Source organism: Psychromonas marina, from assembly GCF_030161115.1.
In the GTDB taxonomy this organism is placed as follows: domain Bacteria; phylum Pseudomonadota; class Gammaproteobacteria; order Enterobacterales; family Psychromonadaceae; genus Psychromonas; species Psychromonas marina.
In genome coordinates, this window is sequence record NZ_BSPQ01000015.1 from 145,143 (window position 1) to 165,458 (window position 20,316).

The window sequence follows — 20,316 nt, forward strand, 5'->3', positions numbered from 1 at the left end:
CTTTTACACCAGTTATTTAAAACGCCGAATATAAATTGAATTTCCCTGGCTAAACAGCTCATACCTATCATTGTTTACATAAAAAGGACTATATTTAGTCAGTGGGACCTTCAAACGACGCCCATTAATCTCAACAATATACAACTGTTTCTCATTTTTAGTGTAATGAGATAACACGTTTAGAGTTGGTAAAGGTTTAGATACGTTCATCGGTGCGACAGGCTTAGAGTTTGCCCCCACTTTAGTAACATTTTTGACAACTGGTTTAGGAACAAAACGCTCTTTTTCTAGTTCTTTTTTTAACCTAATTTGTTTAAGCTTAAGTTCATATAAAGATATGTCTTGCTCTATTTGTGTACGTAACGTCTGATGCGCTAAATAACGTTGCAATTGAAGGCTGTTTTTAGTAATAATATTATCTTCATTACTATCTTCTATCTGCATACTTTCTTCCTCAGAAACACTCCTTGGACCTAATTGAGAGTCATCTTTTACTTTAATGCTTTCGACCTCTACATTCCCCCCTTTCTTCTGCTTGCTCTGTTGTTCTGAATCACTCACTACATCTAACTTGATATCATTTTTTTCTGCCATACTTCCAATGTGAGTATTTTCTTTCTCTGTATATTTACTTGCTTCCGTAACATCGTTCTCTTGATCTAACTGCAGTTCATCTTTCCCTATAGGGCTATCTAAGTCTGAGATTGCTTTTTCACCTGCCCCCCCCTCATAAGCAGAAGAAAAACCAGAGAAAACTATATTTAACATTAATATGACTTTAAAAATGAACTTCATTGTTAACTTCCTTTAACCAGTAATCTAATTGATAAAGTAATTTTTTTATTTTCTAAAGAAAATGAGGTAACAGAAAATTTTTCTGTCGCAAATATATCCACTAATGATTCATAAATAATAGGTAAAGCAACCAAACTTTCAGTTATTACTACGAAATCTAATTTTTCAATATTCTTAATATTTTTAGGTATTAATACATCTCTTGTACTTACAATAGTGGATTTTTTTAAATCACTAACAGAAAATATACTTCTCATATTATTTTCAGTTATCGCATATAAGTCTGTATATTTATCTAACATTGTATTTTTATCTGTCAGCAATAACTCTGTCTCAGAGATATCATTTTGCTTATCGGTTAATTGAAACCAACTAAAATCTACAGTCAACTCTTTGCTTTGACCAAGGTGGTTAACGGTTAAATCGGAAAAACCACTAAAAAACAATTTAATTTCTACCAAAGCGGCACTAGTCGGATATTCGAATAATGAAAAATGTAACTTACACCTTGTGAAATCACACTTCCCCCCTTTAAATTGTCCAAACAAAAAGGCCTCACCTCCTGTATAACTTATGCGCCGAACCACCTCATTTGCCATTACAATATTGCCAAACTCAACAGCACTATTAACTTCATTTAACGCTCTTTCTATCATAATTTCACGCTGGTTTTCGATAGGAACTTGTGGCTCTTCTGGTTGTAGATATATAAAATAAAAAACAACCCAGGTTATTATTGCCACTACAATAAAAACAAAAAGTAGCACGCTTAACAGCATGTATTTTTTAAAAAACTTATAAAACATTGCTAACAACCTTCTTTTACAAAGCTTTACTTAATAGGAATAAACCACCGCCAACTAAAGAACCGAATAAAGTAACAACCAAAAGAACAAACTTGTATATCGACGGAACTTTAGTGATTGTTTTATTCCAACTTTTTTTAGACAAAATTGGAATATCATCAATAACGATACATTTAACCCTCACAATGTCAGAAAACCGTGATTCACACTCACTTGTAATGACCTCTATATCTTTAAGAGAGACCTGAGTTCTGATCCCTAGAAAATCAAAATGTATGATGTGATTATCGATAATAGGAATAAGAGCAAACTCTTTTTCAGTTCCCTTTTTAAAAAAAAACAAAATAAGCAGCCCTTTTCTACCGCGAATAAGATCCCCCTCATCAATTGAGGGAGGATTCAAATAGCTTTCATTACAATAAGCAATGCCATTAGATAGAGAAACGAGACTAGCCCTGCTGCCGCAGTAAACTAAAACGTGCCCACTATTTTTTGTCTCTGTAACATAAAACATTTCCTTATTAATACTGATATTAAATTTTGGGCATTCAGGCATATCAGACCATGTGTCTAAATTATCATTCATAGGTAACTCTTATACTCAATTGTTTTACATAGACTCAATCATAATGGCGATATTAGAACGTTCGTTTGAGTCATTCTTCTTACCACCAAGCAAGAAAGTATTGGGTAATGTTGTACTCTTCGCATCCTCAAGTTTACTTTGTTTAAAACCAGTCAATAACAGGCTATCACCACGTTTCATTCTTACCGTTTGGAACATGCTATTCTCGGTCATTCTAGGTAACTGCACATCACCGATAGTATCGAAACCTAATAATTCACTTTGTAATAAACTAATTGATAAGGTGATATCATCGCTGTTATTCAAAATAGACATAAGCATCATAGAGAACCCAATTTCAAGATCTTCCGTCACGAGTTTACGTGTTTCAATATCACTTCCTGTGTCCCTTTCATATTCGATATCACTTACGTACCCCATTCTTTCAATAACATTGAAAGGTACGGGTAAAGCATTCATAGCGGTAACTTCTGCTGACGTTTCTATGCTCAAAAAGTCATTTTGTGCGAGCGAGCTTATATCTAGCTTAGAACCATCAAGAGCCCCACCCACTTTTTCCAAACCGATTACAGTTGAAGCTGCGCCACCTGGAAAGTTATTTCCCATATCCCCAATAAGACTTGATGAGTTATAACGCAAATTAAAGTCAATTCCTTGCTCTTCCAACTCTTCATGCTGATAACGAATGATCGTAATTAAGAATTTCACTTGACGTTCAGCTATTTGATTGTATTCATTAATAAACGTTGAAGACTTATGTATAGCATTTGGTTTGTCAGAGATATTTACAATGCCTAGGTTACGATTCTCAACGAGAGACCCTTTCGAGCTAATCAGTCCTTTTAAAGAAGTAATTAAAGACTCCCAATGATCTTCTTCTGATGTTATTTCGTATTCCATTCCCGTATCTGTAGCAGACCCGCCATTGCCAAAGGTGACGGATTTATCAATTTGACTTCCCGACATCATGAACGTTTTAGTCACACACTCGTTAAAATAAACCGCACTTTCTCTAAATTCGATGTCATAGTCATACATACTAGCTAATTTAAGTAAATAGCTGGCAACGTCACCATCATGGTCAATATGTTTGTATTCAATTACCGAGGTGTCAGCAGCCTCTTTAAGAACGCCACTTGAATCATCATCAGAATCATCATTAGCTTCACATTCATGAACAACGGTGGACAGGAATGGGATAAATGACAAAGCATCTTTTAATCCAGTAACCGTTGTTGGATGAACAGTCAAGCTTTGTGCCAGCTCATTATCAAAAGTAGTTTTTATCTTAATAGGAAGCGGATTAAATACTGTTGAATCTTCTGTATAATAAACCTCTTTTTCTACCGACATTTTCCCAGTTTCTTTTATTCTTTCATCGAATTTTGAAATTCGTTCATTCGACTTTTTTTGATCTGTTGAAGATGAACAGGCGGCCAGTACTAAAACAGATAACAATAGTAATATTTTTTTAGCAGTCATCATGTCCCCCTTTGGTTCTAATAATAAGTTGGCTTATAGGGATATATTTAAAATCCAAATACCATTTACTTTCTGTTAAGTCATCCGATATGGCTCTTAAAATACTAGATAGATCACCTTGATATTCTTTTGACGAATTAATTGCAATATCGCACTTAGCTTTCCACTTTAAATTCACATTATGATGAGCTGTTAATAGTTCAAGGTTTTCTTTAAGCGTTAACGTCGAGGATAAAGAAAACTTATTTTCACCAATATGGCTTTCGGTTTTGATATCAGCGACGCTAGACTTTTCTGTTAATATGTCTTGCTGATGAATGATTACATTTGGTGTTAAATTTTCACCGTTTAGAATCTCTTTACGAGGGCACTCATCAGGGATTTTAATTTCTGTTCCTGTCGTGATTATTTTCGGATCAACAATACGATTAAAGTCCAACACACAGGCCAATTTATTTAATTGATGAGTATCTGACAAATGGGCATAAACTGTCTCCCCTGTATTTAGTATAAAGCTATTCATCGCTAAAACTGAACGAACTACAAACAGCCCACACAGAAAAATAATTATTTTAATTTTAAAACTCACACACATTTTTACATTCCGTTAATAAGTAATTAAAGTTCTATGCTCTTTCACACCAAGTAAATGCTATAAGAGAAATATTAGGAGAATTTATTTCACCATCATCATAAAACTCTGATGCGATTAAACTATGTACATCCCAAAAATCTGGATTTATCAGATTATCTTCCCAACCCGTCGCCACAACACCGACTAAAGTGCTAGCCTCATACTTAACATCACCACCCGTTGTTGTATCACCCCAGTCACGTTCATCGATATGTTGCCCTCCACCATCACCAAAACTACTGATAGCAGTAGCAACATTTGCAACAAAATTCACTGGGCATTCTGGTTTTTTAATGACGCCTTCACCAGCACGAATAAAGTGAATTTTTGGTACCGTGTAGCCAGATGAGCCTATAGAGTAGTCATCACTAATCACAGAGCTACCTTCAATGGTTGCATTCACCCCAGATTGATCGACGACCTTTACACCTGTATCAGTATTGGTGATGCAATTAAACCTGCCGGTTACTTCGCTATCCCAGCATAAACTTTTGTCATCATTGATATTAACGCTTCCATCCGACAACAATGCTCTTATATTAAAAGCACTGCTAATAGTGATCTGTAAATAAGACGTTCCTTCAACTGAATGGCGAAGAAAATCACCTATTTGAATGGGATCATTAATTTGATCATTAAGCGTCACTAAACTACCTGTATCAGTAACTTCATTAATAATTATTCCATTTTCACTGCTTATCACTTCATTTGAAATCAATTGCTTAACAAGTTCTTGATAAAAGCGTGCAAAATATGCCCCGCCATTTGATGCGCCAAAAATCGAAGACTCACCTACATCAAAATTAAATTGTAATGAATACCCCAGACCTACAGCGGTGTTGTCAACAACAAAGAATGCTTCATTTTTATATTTCAAGTGAGCATTTACATCACCGACTACATAGCAAGGTAATATCATGGAATGCTGTTCACTACTCACAGCCTCTGCCACACCGATTGCAGGACGTAGTTCATGACTGATCGCAGGAGACGCCAATCCACCAGCACAATCATCATACTTTAACCACTCTAAGTGACTAGAATCACCACCAACCCGCTTTACGGCATATGAATATTGGCCATTCGAATCTGTTATAAAAGGAATGCCAGCCTTTGTAGGAAAACGATCATGAATCATAATACGAGTCGCGGTTGATGAAATAATTTGACTTAAATCTTGAGCAATAAGAGTGCTCGCCTTATATTGACTATCTCTTAAGGCTAAAACAGTCGCACTTGCGGAAATCACCCCTAGAATTGCAATCGCAATTACAGTCTCAAATAAGGCAAACCCAGTGTTAAATCGACTTCTCAACATTATTTATCTATTCCTCATTATCTGTACTGCAGAGTGCATCAGATATTAATATCCGATGCACTCTGCAGTTAAATAAACCTAACGAGCCCCCAAATAAACAGTTTTATTTGGTGAACCTTCATCGCCACATGCTTGACCGATATAGCCTGGTGTAAAAAATTCATCGTTACCATCTACATAAACAATATTTTCGGTAGCAGCTACACCAGAAATATCAGTAGGGGGAGCAGTAGAATCATTAGCAATCTCAACATAAGCCCAAGATGTACCGATCTGATTAACAATATCTGCACATTGTTTAGCGGGTAATTGAGGAATTATTACTACATACCCTTTAGCTGGCACGGAAGCCCACATTGTTTCTTCCACTTTAAGTTCAGCACCGAATGGGTTAGATAAATCCTGCATTGTAAATGCCTGAGCATCTAATCCACCACCCCCTCCGGCTGGTTGACCAATATTTGTATAGTCACCAGTACGACCATATACGCCTGAAATACCCGTTTTTATTTGAGATGTGTTTTGAATCACTTCCTTAGCGTTCATTGAAGCAAAAGCATTTGATGCTAACGATACAACTGCAGCGGTTAAAATTCCGATAATACCTATTGCAATAATAAGCTCGAGTAAAGCAACACCTTGTTGCTTTTTATTTTTATTGATTCGTGATGTTTTTGGTACGTTAATATCAACCATTGACACTTTATTCATTTTATACACCTTTATTATAAAAAACTTACTCTCTGTAAGTAGGGTGATTTTATCTAAAATAAACCATCAGTATGTATCATAATAGTATCGAAAGAGGCTTAATATGAAAAAATTTACATCACTTCCATTTGATATTAATCAACAATGCTATCCTAAACTTTACATTCCTATTTAAAACATAATATTGGATTGTGAAACCTCAGATTTAAACGTAGACAATAACTCTCAACTAACAAAGCACTAAGACACGTAGCGGGCCCGTGTAAACGGCTTGGCAATAAACGTAATGGTCGTTGTAAGTTGCACGCTGGAAAATCGACTGGCGCTAAATCTAAAGATGGTAAGCTAGTGGTTTCAAAAAATGCAATTACAAACTATGGAAGTTGGCTTTTCAATCAAAATATAAAAACCGATACGGAATATGCCGTTGATTATGTGTTTCAAAAAGTTATGGAACTGAATAGTAAGTTGATTGATGAATGACGTGGTTTAATTGATTCGACTAACCCAGTTAAGACATAATTGATTTAACTGGAGATTGAAATGAAAACACGTAAAACCTATTCAAAAGAATTCAAACTTGATGCCATTGCACTGGTAAGAGAGCAAAATTACAGTATTGCTGAAGCAGCCAGAAATTTAGAGGTTACTCCTCAGATTCTTGGTCGTTGGATAAAAGAAGCTGAAAATGACGATGGTCATGCATTTAGAGGGAACGGTAAATTAACACCTGAGCAAGAAGAGATCCGTAAGCTAAAAGCACAAGTAAAACGCTTGGAAATGGAGCGTGAGATATTAAAAAAAGCGACGTTCTTCTTTGCCAAAGAAACGAAGTAAAATACGCGTTTATTGCCCAAAATAAGAAGATCTGGCCTGTGATATTGATGTGTCACGTATTGGGTGTGAAAAACAATAATTACTACAGCTATCAAAAGCGGAAGTCTCAGGAACCAGCAAATACAGAGCACCAAGAAATGTTGCAATGGGTTAAAAATATTGCCGAGTTTAGCGATAATACCTATGGTGAAAGACGCATTCAGAAGGCATTAAATGCGCTTGATTTCCCTGTTGGACGTAGGGAAACAGCGCAACTGATGAAAGAAGCAAACGTTTGGGTACGTTATAAAAAGAAGTATAAAGCAACAACCAACAGCGACCACAAAAAGCCTGTATATGATAATGAACTTAAATAGGATTTCGATGTTCAACGTCCCAATCAAGCATGGGTGCAAGACATTACGTACATATGGACTGCTGAAGGATGGCTGTATTTAACTGTCGTAATAGACCTATATTCTCGTAAAGTTGTTGGTTGGAGTATGGGTGGCAGAATGAAAGCACAACTTGTTTGTGATGCCCTAACAATGGCTATATGGCAACGAAAACCTAAAGCCGGATTGATAATACACTCAGATCAAGGCGTTCAATATGCGAGCCATCAATATAGGCGGATACTGAGGCTGCACAAGTTTGTAGGCAGTATGAGCAAAAAAGGATGTTGTTGGGATAATGCAGTAGCAGAAAGCTTTTTCGGTAGCTTGAAACAGGAAAGAGTCCACTGGCGCAATTACCGAACGCGTTATGCAGCCCAGCAAGATGTATTGAATTACATCTCGATGTGGTACAACAGCCAACGGATGCATTCATACCTAAATTATCAGAGCCCCAATGAATTTGAGCGTATGGATAAACCATTAAAAGAAGTAGCCTAAAGAACTTAACTAGGGTGACCGAATTAAGTTGACCAGGTCAGAACAATTAATTGAACTATTTGAGGAATGTCGTATTGATGTAGAAGCTTTGAAATATGGAAAGCTAAACAGAATAAATAGGAAGCAGGTACATTCCAAAAACTAGAGCTTTAACGATTATTAAAATGGTAGTAACCCCTATTTCAAGCTATGTAGAAGCTTGTATGTCAGATTAAATAGATCATTATTTTCATCGCTAGCTCAACCCAAATTAAAGCACTTCTACAATCACACATTGACAAAAATGATGATAGATTTTTATCTATCGCACTTCAAGTTGCTGCGCGTGAAGCTAGAAGTAGTCATGGTAAGCTTGCACACGAACCAAAGTTATTTGTTGATAAAGCAAAGAAAAAGAGTTTAGAAAATCTAACTGTATCGATAGCTAGCAGTGTTAAGCTCGATTAAAACGTTTAGTGAAAGAACAACAGCACTTATCTATGTTAAAAAACCACCGATTATCACCAAGAAAAAACACTTTTAGCAAGGAAGCCGGTGCAGGGAAAATATTTACAGTTTGGTCTTACTGGGGTTAAACGTTCCTTTATTTGAAGTTCGTTTAAATACCGTTATTATAAAATATTTAGGTGAACCTTAAGCTAAGCTACGCCAAATATATGATGCAAACGAGTAACGGTGTATTTAATGCAATGGACTAATCATGTTGTACTTGCACCAAGTTTACAGCTTGAACTGATATACTTAGCCTGCCGGAGCTAAGCCTAAATAAATTGCGACTCCATCCGCGATTAAAACATTACTCCTTGTAGGGCAACCACAATTAACCCAATCCCCCGCTTGTGCAATTTGCTTTCCATTAATATTAATCGCAAGCATAGAATCAGACATTATTTTACCAATACCTTTGCAATATTTATTTCCTGACTTACAGGTCGCCTCATCCCCAACGCAACTCGCCGAAAAAAATCCCATCTTAACACTATCATTACCTTTTAACACTTCACCACCAGTTGAGGTTTTAGCGTCTACCGAGATACTGTTCATACCTTTTCTCTCTATAATACTTAAACGTTATTTTTATTGTCGACGCTAAAGATAAAGAACACCAATTTTGGAGCTCTTGGAATGTACGCTTAACGGTGTAATATCTAAAAATAAAACATATCATTTAATCAATCGAACGACCAAATGGAGCGGACATTGATGTTGAATCTCGTACTTCATAGTTAGCCACGATAACGCCATTTTATTCAGATGATCGTAAATATACGAATCAATGTCCTTTTCTCACTTTTTAAATTAACAAGGCTTTCGCCAACGTGGTTATCTAGCGCCCGATTTTTATACCCTTCTGGCATAGTTAACGCTTACTTTTATAGTTGTCATCGTGGTAAGTCGATCTAACTTCTCTGTCTAATATTATTATCACGCTGTTTTTTAATACACTCAGAATCCTCTTATTGACAGAGAACCCTCTACTCTTAATTTTTTCATGCGCTACATCACATAATCAATGCTAAGAAATCTACCGTCAAACCCTTCCGTTTCAATGCTTAAACGTCGTTTATATTCATTTGCTTCCAACCCTGGCAATTCCGATTCTACAATACGCCCACCAGCTTCAAGTACACCTTTTACAGTCAAGACTTTAGTCTCAACATCAGGCACCCAAACAACATGAAATAATCTCAGAGGAACTTTAACTTTCTTTTTGGCAGGACAAACTCTACTAAACATACACCCTCTTTAACAACATTGTTGTGGTCAAGTAAACCTGGTCTTATATTCAAACTAATTATTATTTAGCATGAACTTAAAAACCCTTAAAAACCCTTAAAAATCCTTAAAAATATATTCACTTTAAGGGGCCCTTTATCGCTTAAGAATGGTATCAAAACTGTTTTTTATTATCTCATCGTACATAAACTACATTACCGTCTCTTTTATGTAGCCACTTATCTTCATCAGCTTTAAATCCCCTTTCCATTTAAAAAAACCTTTAAATTCACATAAAACCCAGTGGCTTGTCTCAGCTAATTTTTAAAGTGAAAATTATCATTGAGTATTAACTTCCATGGGCAGGTCCCATTTTTCTACCCGTTGTAAACGACACGCCTTTCCGTTGTACGATATAGAGAACAGCATCAAAATAAATGCCGATATATAATACATTCTCACTTTCTTCTTCACCAAAACTTCTACTATTGATTTTAATTTCGCACACAATACGCTCATAACACTTTATTTGTGTATCCGCTTTGTAACAAAGTCATTGAATAAATCAGGATGCTACCATTCGCTAATATTTTTAGCTCATCAAAGCCATCTCCTAACCAAATTACAGTTAATTTAATTCTCTCAACACGCCTTTCATCACCTGCTATTCTGTTATAGTGGCTAGGAAACTGCGTCTGCTTTAAACTTTACAACTACAAGCGGCCACATTAAGCGAACAGAAATAGTTGGCTATAATCGCGAAGCGATAGCCAACTGTTAATTTCCCATTTAAGCAACTTATAGTAAGACCAAGCCACATATCTAATAAACCATTTCCTATTATATAAGTGGAACATGCTTCTGTTGGTTACGAATATTTAAGCGCCAAACACATAAATGCTTTTAACAAGACGTTCGAACCAACAGAGCAATTCGGCTTCATAACGCATACTCAGGGATTGCCGACCACCGACTATCTATAAGACCTGCGAGAAACCGATCCTAAGCATATTCCATGTTTAACTTTACGCGCAGGAGACCAAAAATGAAAGACTATAACGTCAATGATTTTGCTACATTAATTGGAATTGATTGGGCTGACACCAAACACGATATCTGCGAACATCCCACAAATTCAGAAGCATACCAATATTCTGTTATTAAGAATTAACCTGAAGCCTTACATGAATGGGCAATGAGCCTAAAAAAACGCTATCCAGACCAACAAATTGCTATCGCATGTGAGCTAAAAAAAGGCCCGCTGATTTATGCATTAAGCAAATACAACCACCTGACATTATTTACCATCAACCCATCCACGGTCGCTAAATACCGTAAAGCCTTCACTCCCAGTGGCGCGAAAGACGACCATTCTGATGCCTTTACACAAGTTGAAATACTTAGTTTACACATGCATAAACTCACTGTTATCGAGCCTGAATCAGCCGCTATTCGCTCCCTTGCTCAACTCGTGGAATATCGTCGAAGCCTGGTGCAAAATGGCGTCGATATATCTAACAAAATTACAACAACACTAAAAAATTACTACCCGCAAGCCCTTGAATGGTTTAAAGAAAAAGACACCCTAATATTTTGTGACTTCATTACAAAGTGGCCTTCACTAAGTAAAGTAAAAAAAGCGAGGAAACAAACTTTAATCGCTTTTTTTAATCAACATAACTCACGTTACCCTGATATCAATGAAGCACGTATTGCGAGTATCAAACTGGCGATGCCATTAACTGAAGACCGTGGCGTTATAGAGCCGAATCAGATGTTAGTCGAAGTACTTATCGCACAATACAAAGTGTTACTTAAAGGCATTGAAATGCTCGATAAAGCGATTAAATGCGCCTACAACGCACAAAAAGATAAAGTGATTTTTGATAGTTTACCTGGTGCAGGCCCACAGCTTGCACCTCGTCTTTTGGTTGCATTTGGTCATAATCGAGACCGCTATAAAGATGCATCAGAGCTACAGAAATATGTAGGTATAGCACCCGTTATTGAGCAAAGTGGGAAAAAGAAATGGACACATTGGCGTTACAGTTGTCCGACCTTTTTAAGGCAAACCTTTGTCGAGTGGGCAGGCTTTTCGGTGCGTTATTCATTCTGGGCAAAAGCCTATTATGAACAGCAAAAAATCAAGGGAAAACCACATAATAGCATCATTAGATCATTGGCATTTAAGTGGATCAGGATCATTTTTAGATGTTGGAAAACAAGTACACCGTATGATGAGTCTACATACTTAGAAGCCCTGAAGCGTAGGAATTCGCCGTTATTGAAATTTGCAATAAATAGCTGATTTTTACTGGCGGTCCCCCTCAGGGCGTGTTATTAGTTTTAGGACTCTGCAAAAGATTGCAGATTTTCTCCTGTTAATTGATAACCTAGCCATTCGCTTTTAGGTTTAGCGCCCAAAGATTCGTAAAATTTAATTGCAGGTTCATTCCAATCAAGTACACTCCATTCAAATCTTCCGCAGTCTTTTTTTACTGCAACCTTTGCTAAATATTTCAAAAGCAGTTTACCAGCACCACTACCTCGTTCAGAGTGACTTACATACAGATCTTCAAGATAAAGACCATTTTTACCTAGCCATGTAGAATAATTGAAAAAGTAGACGGCAAAGCCAATAGGCTCACCACCTTTTTCACAAATGATGGCTTTAGTAGACGAATCTTTGCCAAAAATAGAGTTTTCAATTAAAGATTCTGTAGCGAAAACCTCATGTTCAGCTTTTTCATACCTTGCTAGCTCTTTAACAAACCTAAGAATTAGAGTTGAATCTTCTCTCTTTGCTTTGCGTATTACAATTGACATTGATACTCCGTATAGAAACTAGACATAATGACTCCCACTAAGGTTGACCTGGTCAACTTAATTCGGTCACCCTAGTTAAGTTCTTTAAGCGACTTCTTTTAATGGTTTATCCATACGCTCAAATTCATTGGGGCTCTGATAATTTAGGTATGAATGCATCCGTTGGCTGTTGTACCACATCGAGATGTAATTCAATACATCTTGCTGGGCTGCATAACGCGTTCGGTAATTGCGCCAGTGGACTCTTTCCTGTTTCAAGCTACCGAAAAAGCTTTCTGCTACTGCATTATCCCAACAACATCCTTTTTTGCTCATACTGCCTACAAACTTGTGCAGCCTCAGTATCCGCCTATATTGATGGCTCGCATATTGAACGCCTTGATCTGAGTGTATTATCAATCCGGCTTTAGGTTTTCGTTGCCATATAGCCATTGTTAGGGCATCACAAACAAGTTGTGCTTTCATTCTGCTACCCATACTCCAACCAACAACTTTACGAGAATATAGGTCTATTACGACAGCTAAATACAGCAGTCCATATGTACGTAATGTCTTGCACCCATGCTTGATTGGGACGTTGAACATCGAAATTCTGTTTAAGTTCATTATCATATACAGGCTTCTTGTGGTCGCTGTTGGTTGTTGCTTTATACTTCTTCTTATAACGTACCCAAACGTGTGCTTCTTTCATCAGTTGCGCTGTTTTCCTACGTCCAACAGGGAAATCAAGCGCATTTAATGCCTTCTGAATGCGTCTTTCACCATAGGTATTATCGCTAAACTCGGCAATATTTTTAACCCATTGCAACATCTCTTGGTGCTCTGTATTTGCTGGCTCCTGAGACTTCCGCTTTTGATAGCTGTAGTAATTATTGTTTTTCACACCCAACACGTGACACATCAATATCACAGGCCAGATCTTCTTATTTTGGGCAATAAACGCGTATTTTACTTCGTTTCTTTGGCAAAGAAGACCGTCGCTTTTTTTAATATCTCACGCTCCATTTCCAAGCGTTTTATTTGTGCTTTTAGCTTACGGATCTCTTCTTGCTCAGGTGTTAATTTACCGTTCCCTCTAAATGCATGACCATCGTCATTTTCAGCTTCTTTTATCCAACGACCAAGAATCTGAGGAGTAACCTCTAAATTTCTGGCTGCTTCAGCAATACTGTAATTTTGCTCTCTTACCAGTGCAATGGTATCAAGTTTGAATTCTTTTGAATAGGTTTTACGTGTTTTCATTTCAACCTCCAGTTAAATCAATTATGTCTTAACTGGGTTAGTCGAATCAATTAAACCACGTCAATCAGGTGTGAAGACGCTTGTTGGCACGATATCCGAAAATGCCCAGTCACTAAAGTACAGCCTAAGTGATTAAGAATAGCAATATCTTTGTAGTTAGATTTGTATCCAACTATCGCACTGGTATATTGTTCAAACATAACATCATTTAATGTCAGTGCTGTAATAGTATTAAAACAACCTGTTAATGTCGTAATGACAAGTGAAAAAATATAATTTTTGAGTGCATAGTATTCGGTCATTAGTGAAGTTAATTATTTAGTGAGTTTTTAACTCACTGACGATATCTGCTTCGCAGCAAAACTGATACAGAATGAATACAATACACCAAGGAAACAGGGGTATTATGCAATTATTGGATACCAGTTACATGCCCCTAAGTTGGTGTTTAATCTTAAAATAGGGCAATTATAAGGCATAAGATGAACTGGTATATTAGAGTACTTCAGAAGTACTCTGTTTTTTATAGTAGAGCTCGCAGAAAAGAATATTGGATGTTCTTTCTTTTTAACATGTTAATCGCGATCAGCGTAATAGCGGGAGTTGTTGGAGGACTACTAGGTGTTGGTGCTTTTTTAAGTGATTCTGTGGGGGGGGATTTACACCCTAGTACTGCTTATTCCTTCTGTTGCAGTCGCAATCAGAAGATTGCATGATACTGGGCGTTGTGGTTGGTGGATTCTTATTCCTATAGTTAATATTTATTTCTTATGTTTGGAAGGGGAACCTGATGAAAACGAATATGGACTTAGCCCCAAAAGAGATTTATATTTTTATTCCTAATTTGACCGTAAAATTCTCCCCTTAAGCCAAAACACCTATTGATAGATCCTTGTAGTGGCAAAATAAAGAGAACAGGCAAGCGTAATTTCACTCCCGAGTTTTGATTATAATAAGCTCAGTTAGTTGTTGATCAAGGCTACTCAGTAAAAGAAGCCTCAACCGCAATGAATGTTGATAAGTCAACTATGGATAAGTGGGTTCGCCAACTCAAAGAAGAGCGTAAAAGAGTCGCCTCTAAAGCCACGCCAATAGAGCATGGTTCGTAGGGGAAACTGCAGGGATAACACTCCAATGGAGCGCTTATTTAGAAGCTTAAAGACAGAGTGGCACTTGGAATAGGTTACTCAAAATCGATGAAGCTAAGCATGCGATAACCGATTGCATTGTTGGATATTACAGTCAAACTAGGCCTCATCAACATAACGATAGAATAAGTCCAAATATAGCAGAAGAGTTATATTTGAATGACTACAAATCCGCAGCCAGATTTACTTGGCCACTACAGCTTTAATAAAATATATCGGTATTATAAAACTATGCTTGACGTTGCTTTATACGTATTTATTCACTTATCTATAGTTACTTTTATGGGGTATTACATCACACCTATGTATTGTTCTTTTAAAAGCTTTAGTAATAAAAAAGCACGTGTTTACCAACTTGCAGTAACAATATTTTGCGTGCTAATTTCATATTCTTTTATTTTACATTCGTTAAATTCAACGTTAGCACAATTACAACCATTATAACATCGGGCTTTGCAATACCAATTCCATTAATTAACTAATCAGATTAACCCACGATCTTGTGCATAATGAAATAACTCAACTGGTGTCACTTCTGAAGTAATCCCAAGCATTAACGCATTTATTTACCATATCGTCACAATCGATGAAATTCAATTAACAATTTCATTTTTTCGCATCCTTGACCAGACTTGTTCAATTGGATTCAATTCAGGAGAGCTATTCTGGTCTAATTGAACTGGGACTTTAATTTTGGATAAATACTACCTACTGTCGAAGTAAACATTAATACAAAGAATACCTGTACAAAACTTATACCAGTGAATTTAAAGCAGGAGCGTTAACATTATTAACTAACAAGGCTATAGCGTCCAGGAAACTGAGTTAGTGCGTGTTTAGATAATGCTGTTGTAGAACGATTTTTGGTAGTTTAAATAATGAGTGGCTATTAAATATTATTCACTTAGCACGTGAAACGTTCAGATCGGATGTTGAAGAATATATCCAGATAATTTATACAGACTATCTCTGTGATCCATCGCATTTCTGATTTAGCTTAGCATCAGCCTTGCTGTTCGATTAATTTATTAAGGCGTAGTGTAGAAATACTCCCTTTAACAGACCAGATAAAATAAACAGCCCAGAACCACTTTAAGAGGGTGAGATAGCTTCGGTGGGAGTGTACCAGCCATTACAGATGTTTGTTTGTGGCAACTACAACATTCAGTCAGTTGCCGACAACGACGCTCGCCCCCTTTATCATGCATACAATGGGGCAAATAAAACCATTTGGCCATTTCAATCTTTAAGATGTTCAATACAGTCATGATCGCAATGGTATGTGCACTACCATACTAGAAAGCTTGCTTCTGGAGTTTTCATCACAATCCCCTTGAAATAACGCTAAACATATAACAAGTTTAGGTTATACCTGAGTGAAGTGCAGAAGCATGTAAATCTATTATTTAATCATAATTAATAGCAAGAGATGCCTTACGTTTAATATCTGATATAGAGTTAATTATTTCGGTAAGTTTTGATACATCAAAAGGCTTGCTCATCAACATTAACATACCTGCTTCGAGGCACTTTGCTTCAGTTTTGGGGTCTGCCTGTGCTGATAGCCCTATGATGGTAATACCTGAAAATAAAGCAGATGACTTGATTAATTTCGTAGCCTCAAGCCCCCCCATTAAAGGCATCTGGATATCCATTAATATTATATCAACATTCTCCTCCTCAATAATTTCTAATACTTGAATACCATTAGATGCAAAACAAGCATTAAAATTAAATTTCTTTACCACTTTTTTCATTAAACGGACATTCATTGGTACATCTTCAGCAATTAATATTCGTACATTGCTTAGATTAGTCATTTCTTTTTTGACAGATGGTAGCTGTTCAAATAAATTCAGATTCATAAACGGATGTAAGCAACTATGATCATCAAAAGTTGCTTCATCAAAATCATCAGAAAAATATCTACCTATATAACCTCGATTACGATTATGCTGTTTTCTATTATCAAGCTGCAATAATAATGTATGTTCTGGAATATCAATAGGTAGGGTGAAACTAAATTTTGTTCCTCTACCGAATGAACTAAATACGCTTATCGAACCACCTAAGTTTTCAATAAGCGATTTAGATATAAATAAACCTAAGCCATTTCCCTTAGATGATGAAGAGCTTTCATACTGATTAAAAATTTTACTAGATAGAACGTTTTTAATACCTATACCAAAATCAATGATTGATACAGAAACAGTTGATTTTGAAGCATCATAAGATAACTTTATTCTAATCACTGAGGCTTTAGAGTGCATCACAGCATTATTTGCAATATTAACTACCACTTGAGATAGTACATTGGAATTAGAGTTAAATGACTCAGGAAAGCCATTGCCGATATATATGTAGCACTTTATATTATATCTTTTTGCCCAGGGAGTCAGTAAAGAGCTAATTTCTAAGATCCATTCTTCCAAAAAAATAGTGCTAATTACCTCAGGCACAACAAACTCATTGGGATTATCTAACTTAGAAAAGCTCATAAGGCTATTAACAAAATTCAATAAATATTGGCAACCATTTGAAATATCTATAAATTCCCTTTTTAAATAAGGGGAAAAGTCTTTACTATCAATTAAACTTAACCCAACAATGACGGAGTTTAGTGGAGTACGAATATCATGACTTACCATGGATAAAAAATTTGACTTGTTAATTAATTTATTTTTTATCTCGAAATTTAGTTGATTAATGGTGTTGGCTGATTGTTTTAATTCTGTTATTAGCTTATTATTTTCCTCGAATCCACTTTGAATACTTTCGTGCAGCTTATTCATTTCTAAATAATGAGAGTTAATTGGAAATCCACCTCCTGTATAGGGGGTATTGGAGAGTTCTTTGTATATCTTTTCAACGGGTAATATCATGTTTTTATAAAATGCAACAAACTTTAGCCCACAAAAGAAAGCTATGAATAACACATGACAAATTAACAGCCCGCTTAACAACCTTAGTTCATAAAGTAATCTTACTGACTTTTCCGCGTGCTTATCAATCACAATCGAGAACAAGCCCCTAAAAGTATTATCTACCTTTTCTCGATTAAAGAAATAACCGTCTTTGCCGCTATGATAATAATAGCCACTGCCGCTTAGAGCCCCTCTCTCTATTAAATCATCGATTTTAGAGGGTACTGAATTTTGATTTTTTTGCAAAAGAAGTTTAGCGTGACTTAAATCACTTAACTTCTTTTCTAATGTATTTTTATCAAAATACTCTGGAATAAGTATCATTTCCTCGAAAGAATAAACCTCCTGTAACAACTCAGAGTAAAGGCGATTTGCCTTTGCAAGACCATTTTTGTTGCCGTACAAGAAACTTTCTCTCGCCACGTGCAGGTCTTGAAATAAATTTTTAATATTCGACTGAATTTCGTAATTGAATGTGCGTAGAATATTTAATTTCCCCACCTCAGTTTGTAGTGTATAAAGATAAGCCACACTTCCAATTAGGAAAACAAAGGAAAAGAACACGACACCAATTACTTTTTTGAATTCTCGAACACTACTCTTCATACAGCAGTCAAGGTATTAACTATTAATTTATACCCCCCTCCTCGGACAGATTTAATATCTAAACAACCATGCATTTTAGTGTTTATTTTCTTTCTAAGCCTGCTAATAATTAAATCAATACTACGGGAATATCCATCGTATTCGATACCGTAGCAAGCATTGGCAAGTTCATCCCTTGTAATTAACACATTAAAATCCCTGTACAACACATAAAAAATAACGAGTTCGTTCCTTGTCATGTCAATCAAAGCCCCTTCATACATAATAGATTTATCTTTAGAAGAAACGACTAATCCATGAATGGGTGGTGGCGGTGAAGGTGCTCTATCACTTTTAAATAAAAGTATTTTTAAGCGTTCAACTAATATATCTACCCCACGGCTTTTTAAAACGTAATCATCAATACCAAGTTTTACGCCACGCAATTCTGCTTTAACATCTTCCTTGGCTGTAAATATTAACAATTTAAATTTGTCTATTTTTTTTAATCGTTCAATACTGTCTAAAATATCCCCAGAAGGTAACGACATATCGAGTATAATTGCATCAAATTTAAATTTATTAACATTTAAAAACATCGACCCGATATCAGAAGAGTGCCTTACAAAATAATTTTCACTTTCTAAACGCCTAATAACTACTCGCGCAATAAACAAGTCATCTTCTAATAATAAAACCTTGATTTTTTTCATCAGTCAACTCCCTCTACAACCTTTTTTACTTTACTTTTATTTACTTTTATTTACTTTTATTTACTTTTATTTACTTTTATTTACTTTTTTAGATAATGTGTGGGTAATGATATCTTTGTATATACCTAACCCATTGAAAATAAGCTTTTCAAACTCATTCGAAAAACAATTTACATTAAGAAATGAGAGTTCATGTATATAATCACTAAAAGATACAAACCCAAGAATATCTAATCCTCCCTTTATCATATGCAACTTCATTGGTAACGAGGTATCAGCTTTAGATAAGATACCTGTTAAACTACTTTCAAATTCATTGATAATATCGAGCGCCTCTTGATTACTTCCATCGCATATAACTTGTATAAAATAATCAATTTCTCTTTTTTCAATAAAATCTAATTTACGCATTTTTACACCTAATAAAACCAAGAGACGATAAATCTAAAATGGCAACTTAATATATGTTTTTAATTGTATATATTAATATTCTTAACATCCTAACCCCCTAACATCCTAACAATCTAATAACTTAAAAAAAATAATCTTACATTAAATTAATACAAAATATGTATCTAACCGGTATCAAAATATACGTGCGTATGCACAATGGGAAAAAGCAGCCTTCACGTTGAGTTTTAAAGACGATTCATACCAATTCCATTAATTTTGTGATCTAACAAGGTACAATTTAAAGGTGATGAATATGACTCAAGAACTATCTAAAATCATTAGCTCTACATCAGATGCGAGACTAAAGCTTCGCTTATTAGCGGTTTCTCTCTTCCTCGATGGTAAAAATAGAACTCAAATATCTGAATACTTAAAAGTAAGCCGAACGAGTGTTAATAGCTGGATACAAACCTATTTAATACAGAGGACTTCAGGGCTAAAAGAAAAAAAGCATACAGGCCGTCCAAAGGGATTAAGCGTAGAACAGCTCTCTCAACTAAAAGATTTTGTCGTTTTTTCGGCTGTAAAGGCTGATGGTTGTAGGCTACAAGGGAAAGATGTCCAGTGTTATGTGTTGACAGAGTTTGGCATAGAGTATTCTGGTCTAATTGAACTGGACACTTTAATTTTGGATAATACTATCCACTAAAGGAGTGAACATGAAT

The 20,316-nt window shown here is 35.8% G+C and carries 17 protein-coding genes and 6 pseudogenes; 8 read left to right on the top strand and 15 right to left on the bottom strand.

Translation table 11 applies throughout. The features are described 5' to 3' along the window. Window positions 1-12: 12 nt before the first annotated feature. The 7 genes from QQK09_RS14695 to QQK09_RS14725 all read right to left on the bottom strand — a co-directional run bounded on the left by QQK09_RS14695 (window position 13) and on the right by QQK09_RS14725 (window position 6,332). A complete protein-coding gene (locus QQK09_RS14695) occupies window positions 13-795 on the bottom strand; it encodes a hypothetical protein (RefSeq protein ID WP_284204916.1) in 783 nt (260 codons plus the stop codon). A 2-nt stretch (window positions 796-797) separates the two neighbouring features. Next, entirely contained in the window at window positions 798-1,601 is an 804-nt protein-coding gene (locus QQK09_RS14700) for a hypothetical protein (protein ID WP_284204917.1), read from the bottom strand. A 16-nt stretch (window positions 1,602-1,617) separates the two neighbouring features. Next, window positions 1,618-2,187, bottom strand: coding sequence for a hypothetical protein (locus QQK09_RS14705; protein ID WP_284204918.1), 570 nt, complete (start codon window positions 2,185-2,187; stop codon window positions 1,618-1,620). Between the two features lie 24 nt (window positions 2,188-2,211). Beyond that, on the bottom strand, window positions 2,212-3,669 hold the full coding sequence (locus QQK09_RS14710; protein ID WP_284204919.1) for a hypothetical protein: 1,458 nt from the start codon (window positions 3,667-3,669) through the stop codon (window positions 2,212-2,214). After that, a complete protein-coding gene (locus QQK09_RS14715; protein WP_284204920.1) occupies window positions 3,659-4,258 on the bottom strand; it encodes a hypothetical protein in 600 nt (199 codons plus the stop codon). Before QQK09_RS14715 ends, QQK09_RS14710 begins: the two co-directional genes overlap by 11 nt. Window positions 4,259-4,295: 37 nt before the next feature. Next, window positions 4,296-5,621 carry a PulJ/GspJ family protein gene (locus QQK09_RS14720; RefSeq protein ID WP_284204921.1) on the bottom strand — a complete coding sequence of 442 codons (1,326 nt, stop codon included), beginning with the start codon at window positions 5,619-5,621 and terminating at the stop codon, window positions 4,296-4,298. Between the two features lie 78 nt (window positions 5,622-5,699). Beyond that, the gene (locus QQK09_RS14725; RefSeq protein ID WP_284204922.1) at window positions 5,700-6,332 is read right to left on the bottom strand and encodes a prepilin-type N-terminal cleavage/methylation domain-containing protein; all 633 of its coding nucleotides are present in this window, start codon (window positions 6,330-6,332) and stop codon (window positions 5,700-5,702) included. Between the two features lie 291 nt (window positions 6,333-6,623). On the opposite strand from QQK09_RS14725, the pseudogene QQK09_RS14730 reads away from it, so the two are divergent. Both QQK09_RS14730 and QQK09_RS14735 read left to right on the top strand, forming a co-directional pair. Beyond that, window positions 6,624-6,815, top strand: a pseudogene (locus QQK09_RS14730) (HGGxSTG domain-containing protein); the annotation flags it as partial. A gap of 60 nt (window positions 6,816-6,875) precedes the next feature. Further along, window positions 6,876-8,044, top strand: a pseudogene (locus tag QQK09_RS14735) (IS3 family transposase). A gap of 741 nt (window positions 8,045-8,785) precedes the next feature. On the opposite strand, the gene QQK09_RS14740 reads toward QQK09_RS14735, so the two are convergent. Both QQK09_RS14740 and QQK09_RS14745 read right to left on the bottom strand, forming a co-directional pair. Beyond that, entirely contained in the window at window positions 8,786-9,088 is a 303-nt protein-coding gene (locus tag QQK09_RS14740) for a PAAR domain-containing protein (protein ID WP_284204923.1), read from the bottom strand. A 453-nt stretch (window positions 9,089-9,541) separates the two neighbouring features. Next, complete coding sequence (locus QQK09_RS14745) at window positions 9,542-9,781, bottom strand: hypothetical protein (protein WP_284204924.1); 240 nt, start codon at window positions 9,779-9,781, stop codon at window positions 9,542-9,544. 1,024 nt (window positions 9,782-10,805) lie between these two features. Here QQK09_RS14745 and QQK09_RS14750 point away from each other — a divergent pair. Beyond that, window positions 10,806-12,068: pseudogene (locus tag QQK09_RS14750) on the top strand (IS110 family RNA-guided transposase). Window positions 12,069-12,106: 38 nt separating this feature from the next. On the opposite strand, the gene QQK09_RS14755 reads toward QQK09_RS14750, so the two are convergent. The 3 genes and pseudogenes from QQK09_RS14755 to QQK09_RS14765 form a co-directional block, all read right to left on the bottom strand. Then, complete coding sequence (locus tag QQK09_RS14755) at window positions 12,107-12,586, bottom strand: GNAT family N-acetyltransferase (RefSeq protein ID WP_284204925.1); 480 nt, start codon at window positions 12,584-12,586, stop codon at window positions 12,107-12,109. Between the two features lie 84 nt (window positions 12,587-12,670). Continuing rightward, window positions 12,671-13,828 (bottom strand): annotated as a pseudogene (locus tag QQK09_RS14760) (IS3 family transposase). A gap of 50 nt (window positions 13,829-13,878) precedes the next feature. Next, on the bottom strand, window positions 13,879-14,130 hold the full coding sequence (locus tag QQK09_RS14765; RefSeq protein ID WP_284204926.1) for a hypothetical protein: 252 nt from the start codon (window positions 14,128-14,130) through the stop codon (window positions 13,879-13,881). Between the two features lie 252 nt (window positions 14,131-14,382). On the opposite strand from QQK09_RS14765, the gene QQK09_RS19410 reads away from it, so the two are divergent. From QQK09_RS19410 to QQK09_RS19415, 4 genes and pseudogenes are all read left to right on the top strand, one after another. Beyond that, window positions 14,383-14,544: a hypothetical protein gene (locus QQK09_RS19410; RefSeq protein WP_431312602.1), complete on the top strand. Its 162-nt coding sequence runs from the start codon at window positions 14,383-14,385 to the stop codon at window positions 14,542-14,544. Continuing rightward, a complete protein-coding gene (locus tag QQK09_RS14770) occupies window positions 14,468-14,671 on the top strand; it encodes a DUF805 domain-containing protein (RefSeq protein ID WP_284204927.1) in 204 nt (67 codons plus the stop codon). Before QQK09_RS19410 ends, QQK09_RS14770 begins: the two co-directional genes overlap by 77 nt. Window positions 14,672-14,784: 113 nt before the next feature. Further along, window positions 14,785-14,922 (top strand): annotated as a pseudogene (locus QQK09_RS14775) (transposase); the annotation flags it as partial. Between the two features lie 878 nt (window positions 14,923-15,800). After that, window positions 15,801-15,925: pseudogene (locus QQK09_RS19415) on the top strand (IS3 family transposase); the annotation flags it as partial. Window positions 15,926-16,382: 457 nt separating this feature from the next. Here QQK09_RS19415 and QQK09_RS14780 read toward each other — a convergent pair. The 3 genes from QQK09_RS14780 to QQK09_RS14790 form a co-directional block, all read right to left on the bottom strand. Then, window positions 16,383-18,506 carry a hybrid sensor histidine kinase/response regulator gene (locus QQK09_RS14780; protein ID WP_284204928.1) on the bottom strand — a complete coding sequence of 708 codons (2,124 nt, stop codon included), beginning with the start codon at window positions 18,504-18,506 and terminating at the stop codon, window positions 16,383-16,385. Then, entirely contained in the window at window positions 18,503-19,198 is a 696-nt protein-coding gene (locus QQK09_RS14785) for a response regulator transcription factor (protein WP_284204929.1), read from the bottom strand. The genes QQK09_RS14780 and QQK09_RS14785 overlap by 4 nt, the downstream gene beginning before the upstream one ends. A gap of 66 nt (window positions 19,199-19,264) precedes the next feature. Continuing rightward, window positions 19,265-19,609 (bottom strand): hypothetical protein, encoded by a 345-nt coding sequence (locus tag QQK09_RS14790; RefSeq protein ID WP_284204930.1) that lies wholly within the window; start codon window positions 19,607-19,609, stop codon window positions 19,265-19,267. A gap of 295 nt (window positions 19,610-19,904) precedes the next feature. Here QQK09_RS14790 and QQK09_RS14795 point away from each other — a divergent pair, with 295 nt between their 5' ends. Continuing rightward, window positions 19,905-20,300 (top strand): helix-turn-helix domain-containing protein, encoded by a 396-nt coding sequence (locus QQK09_RS14795; protein ID WP_284204931.1) that lies wholly within the window; start codon window positions 19,905-19,907, stop codon window positions 20,298-20,300. Window positions 20,301-20,316 lie beyond the last annotated feature (16 nt).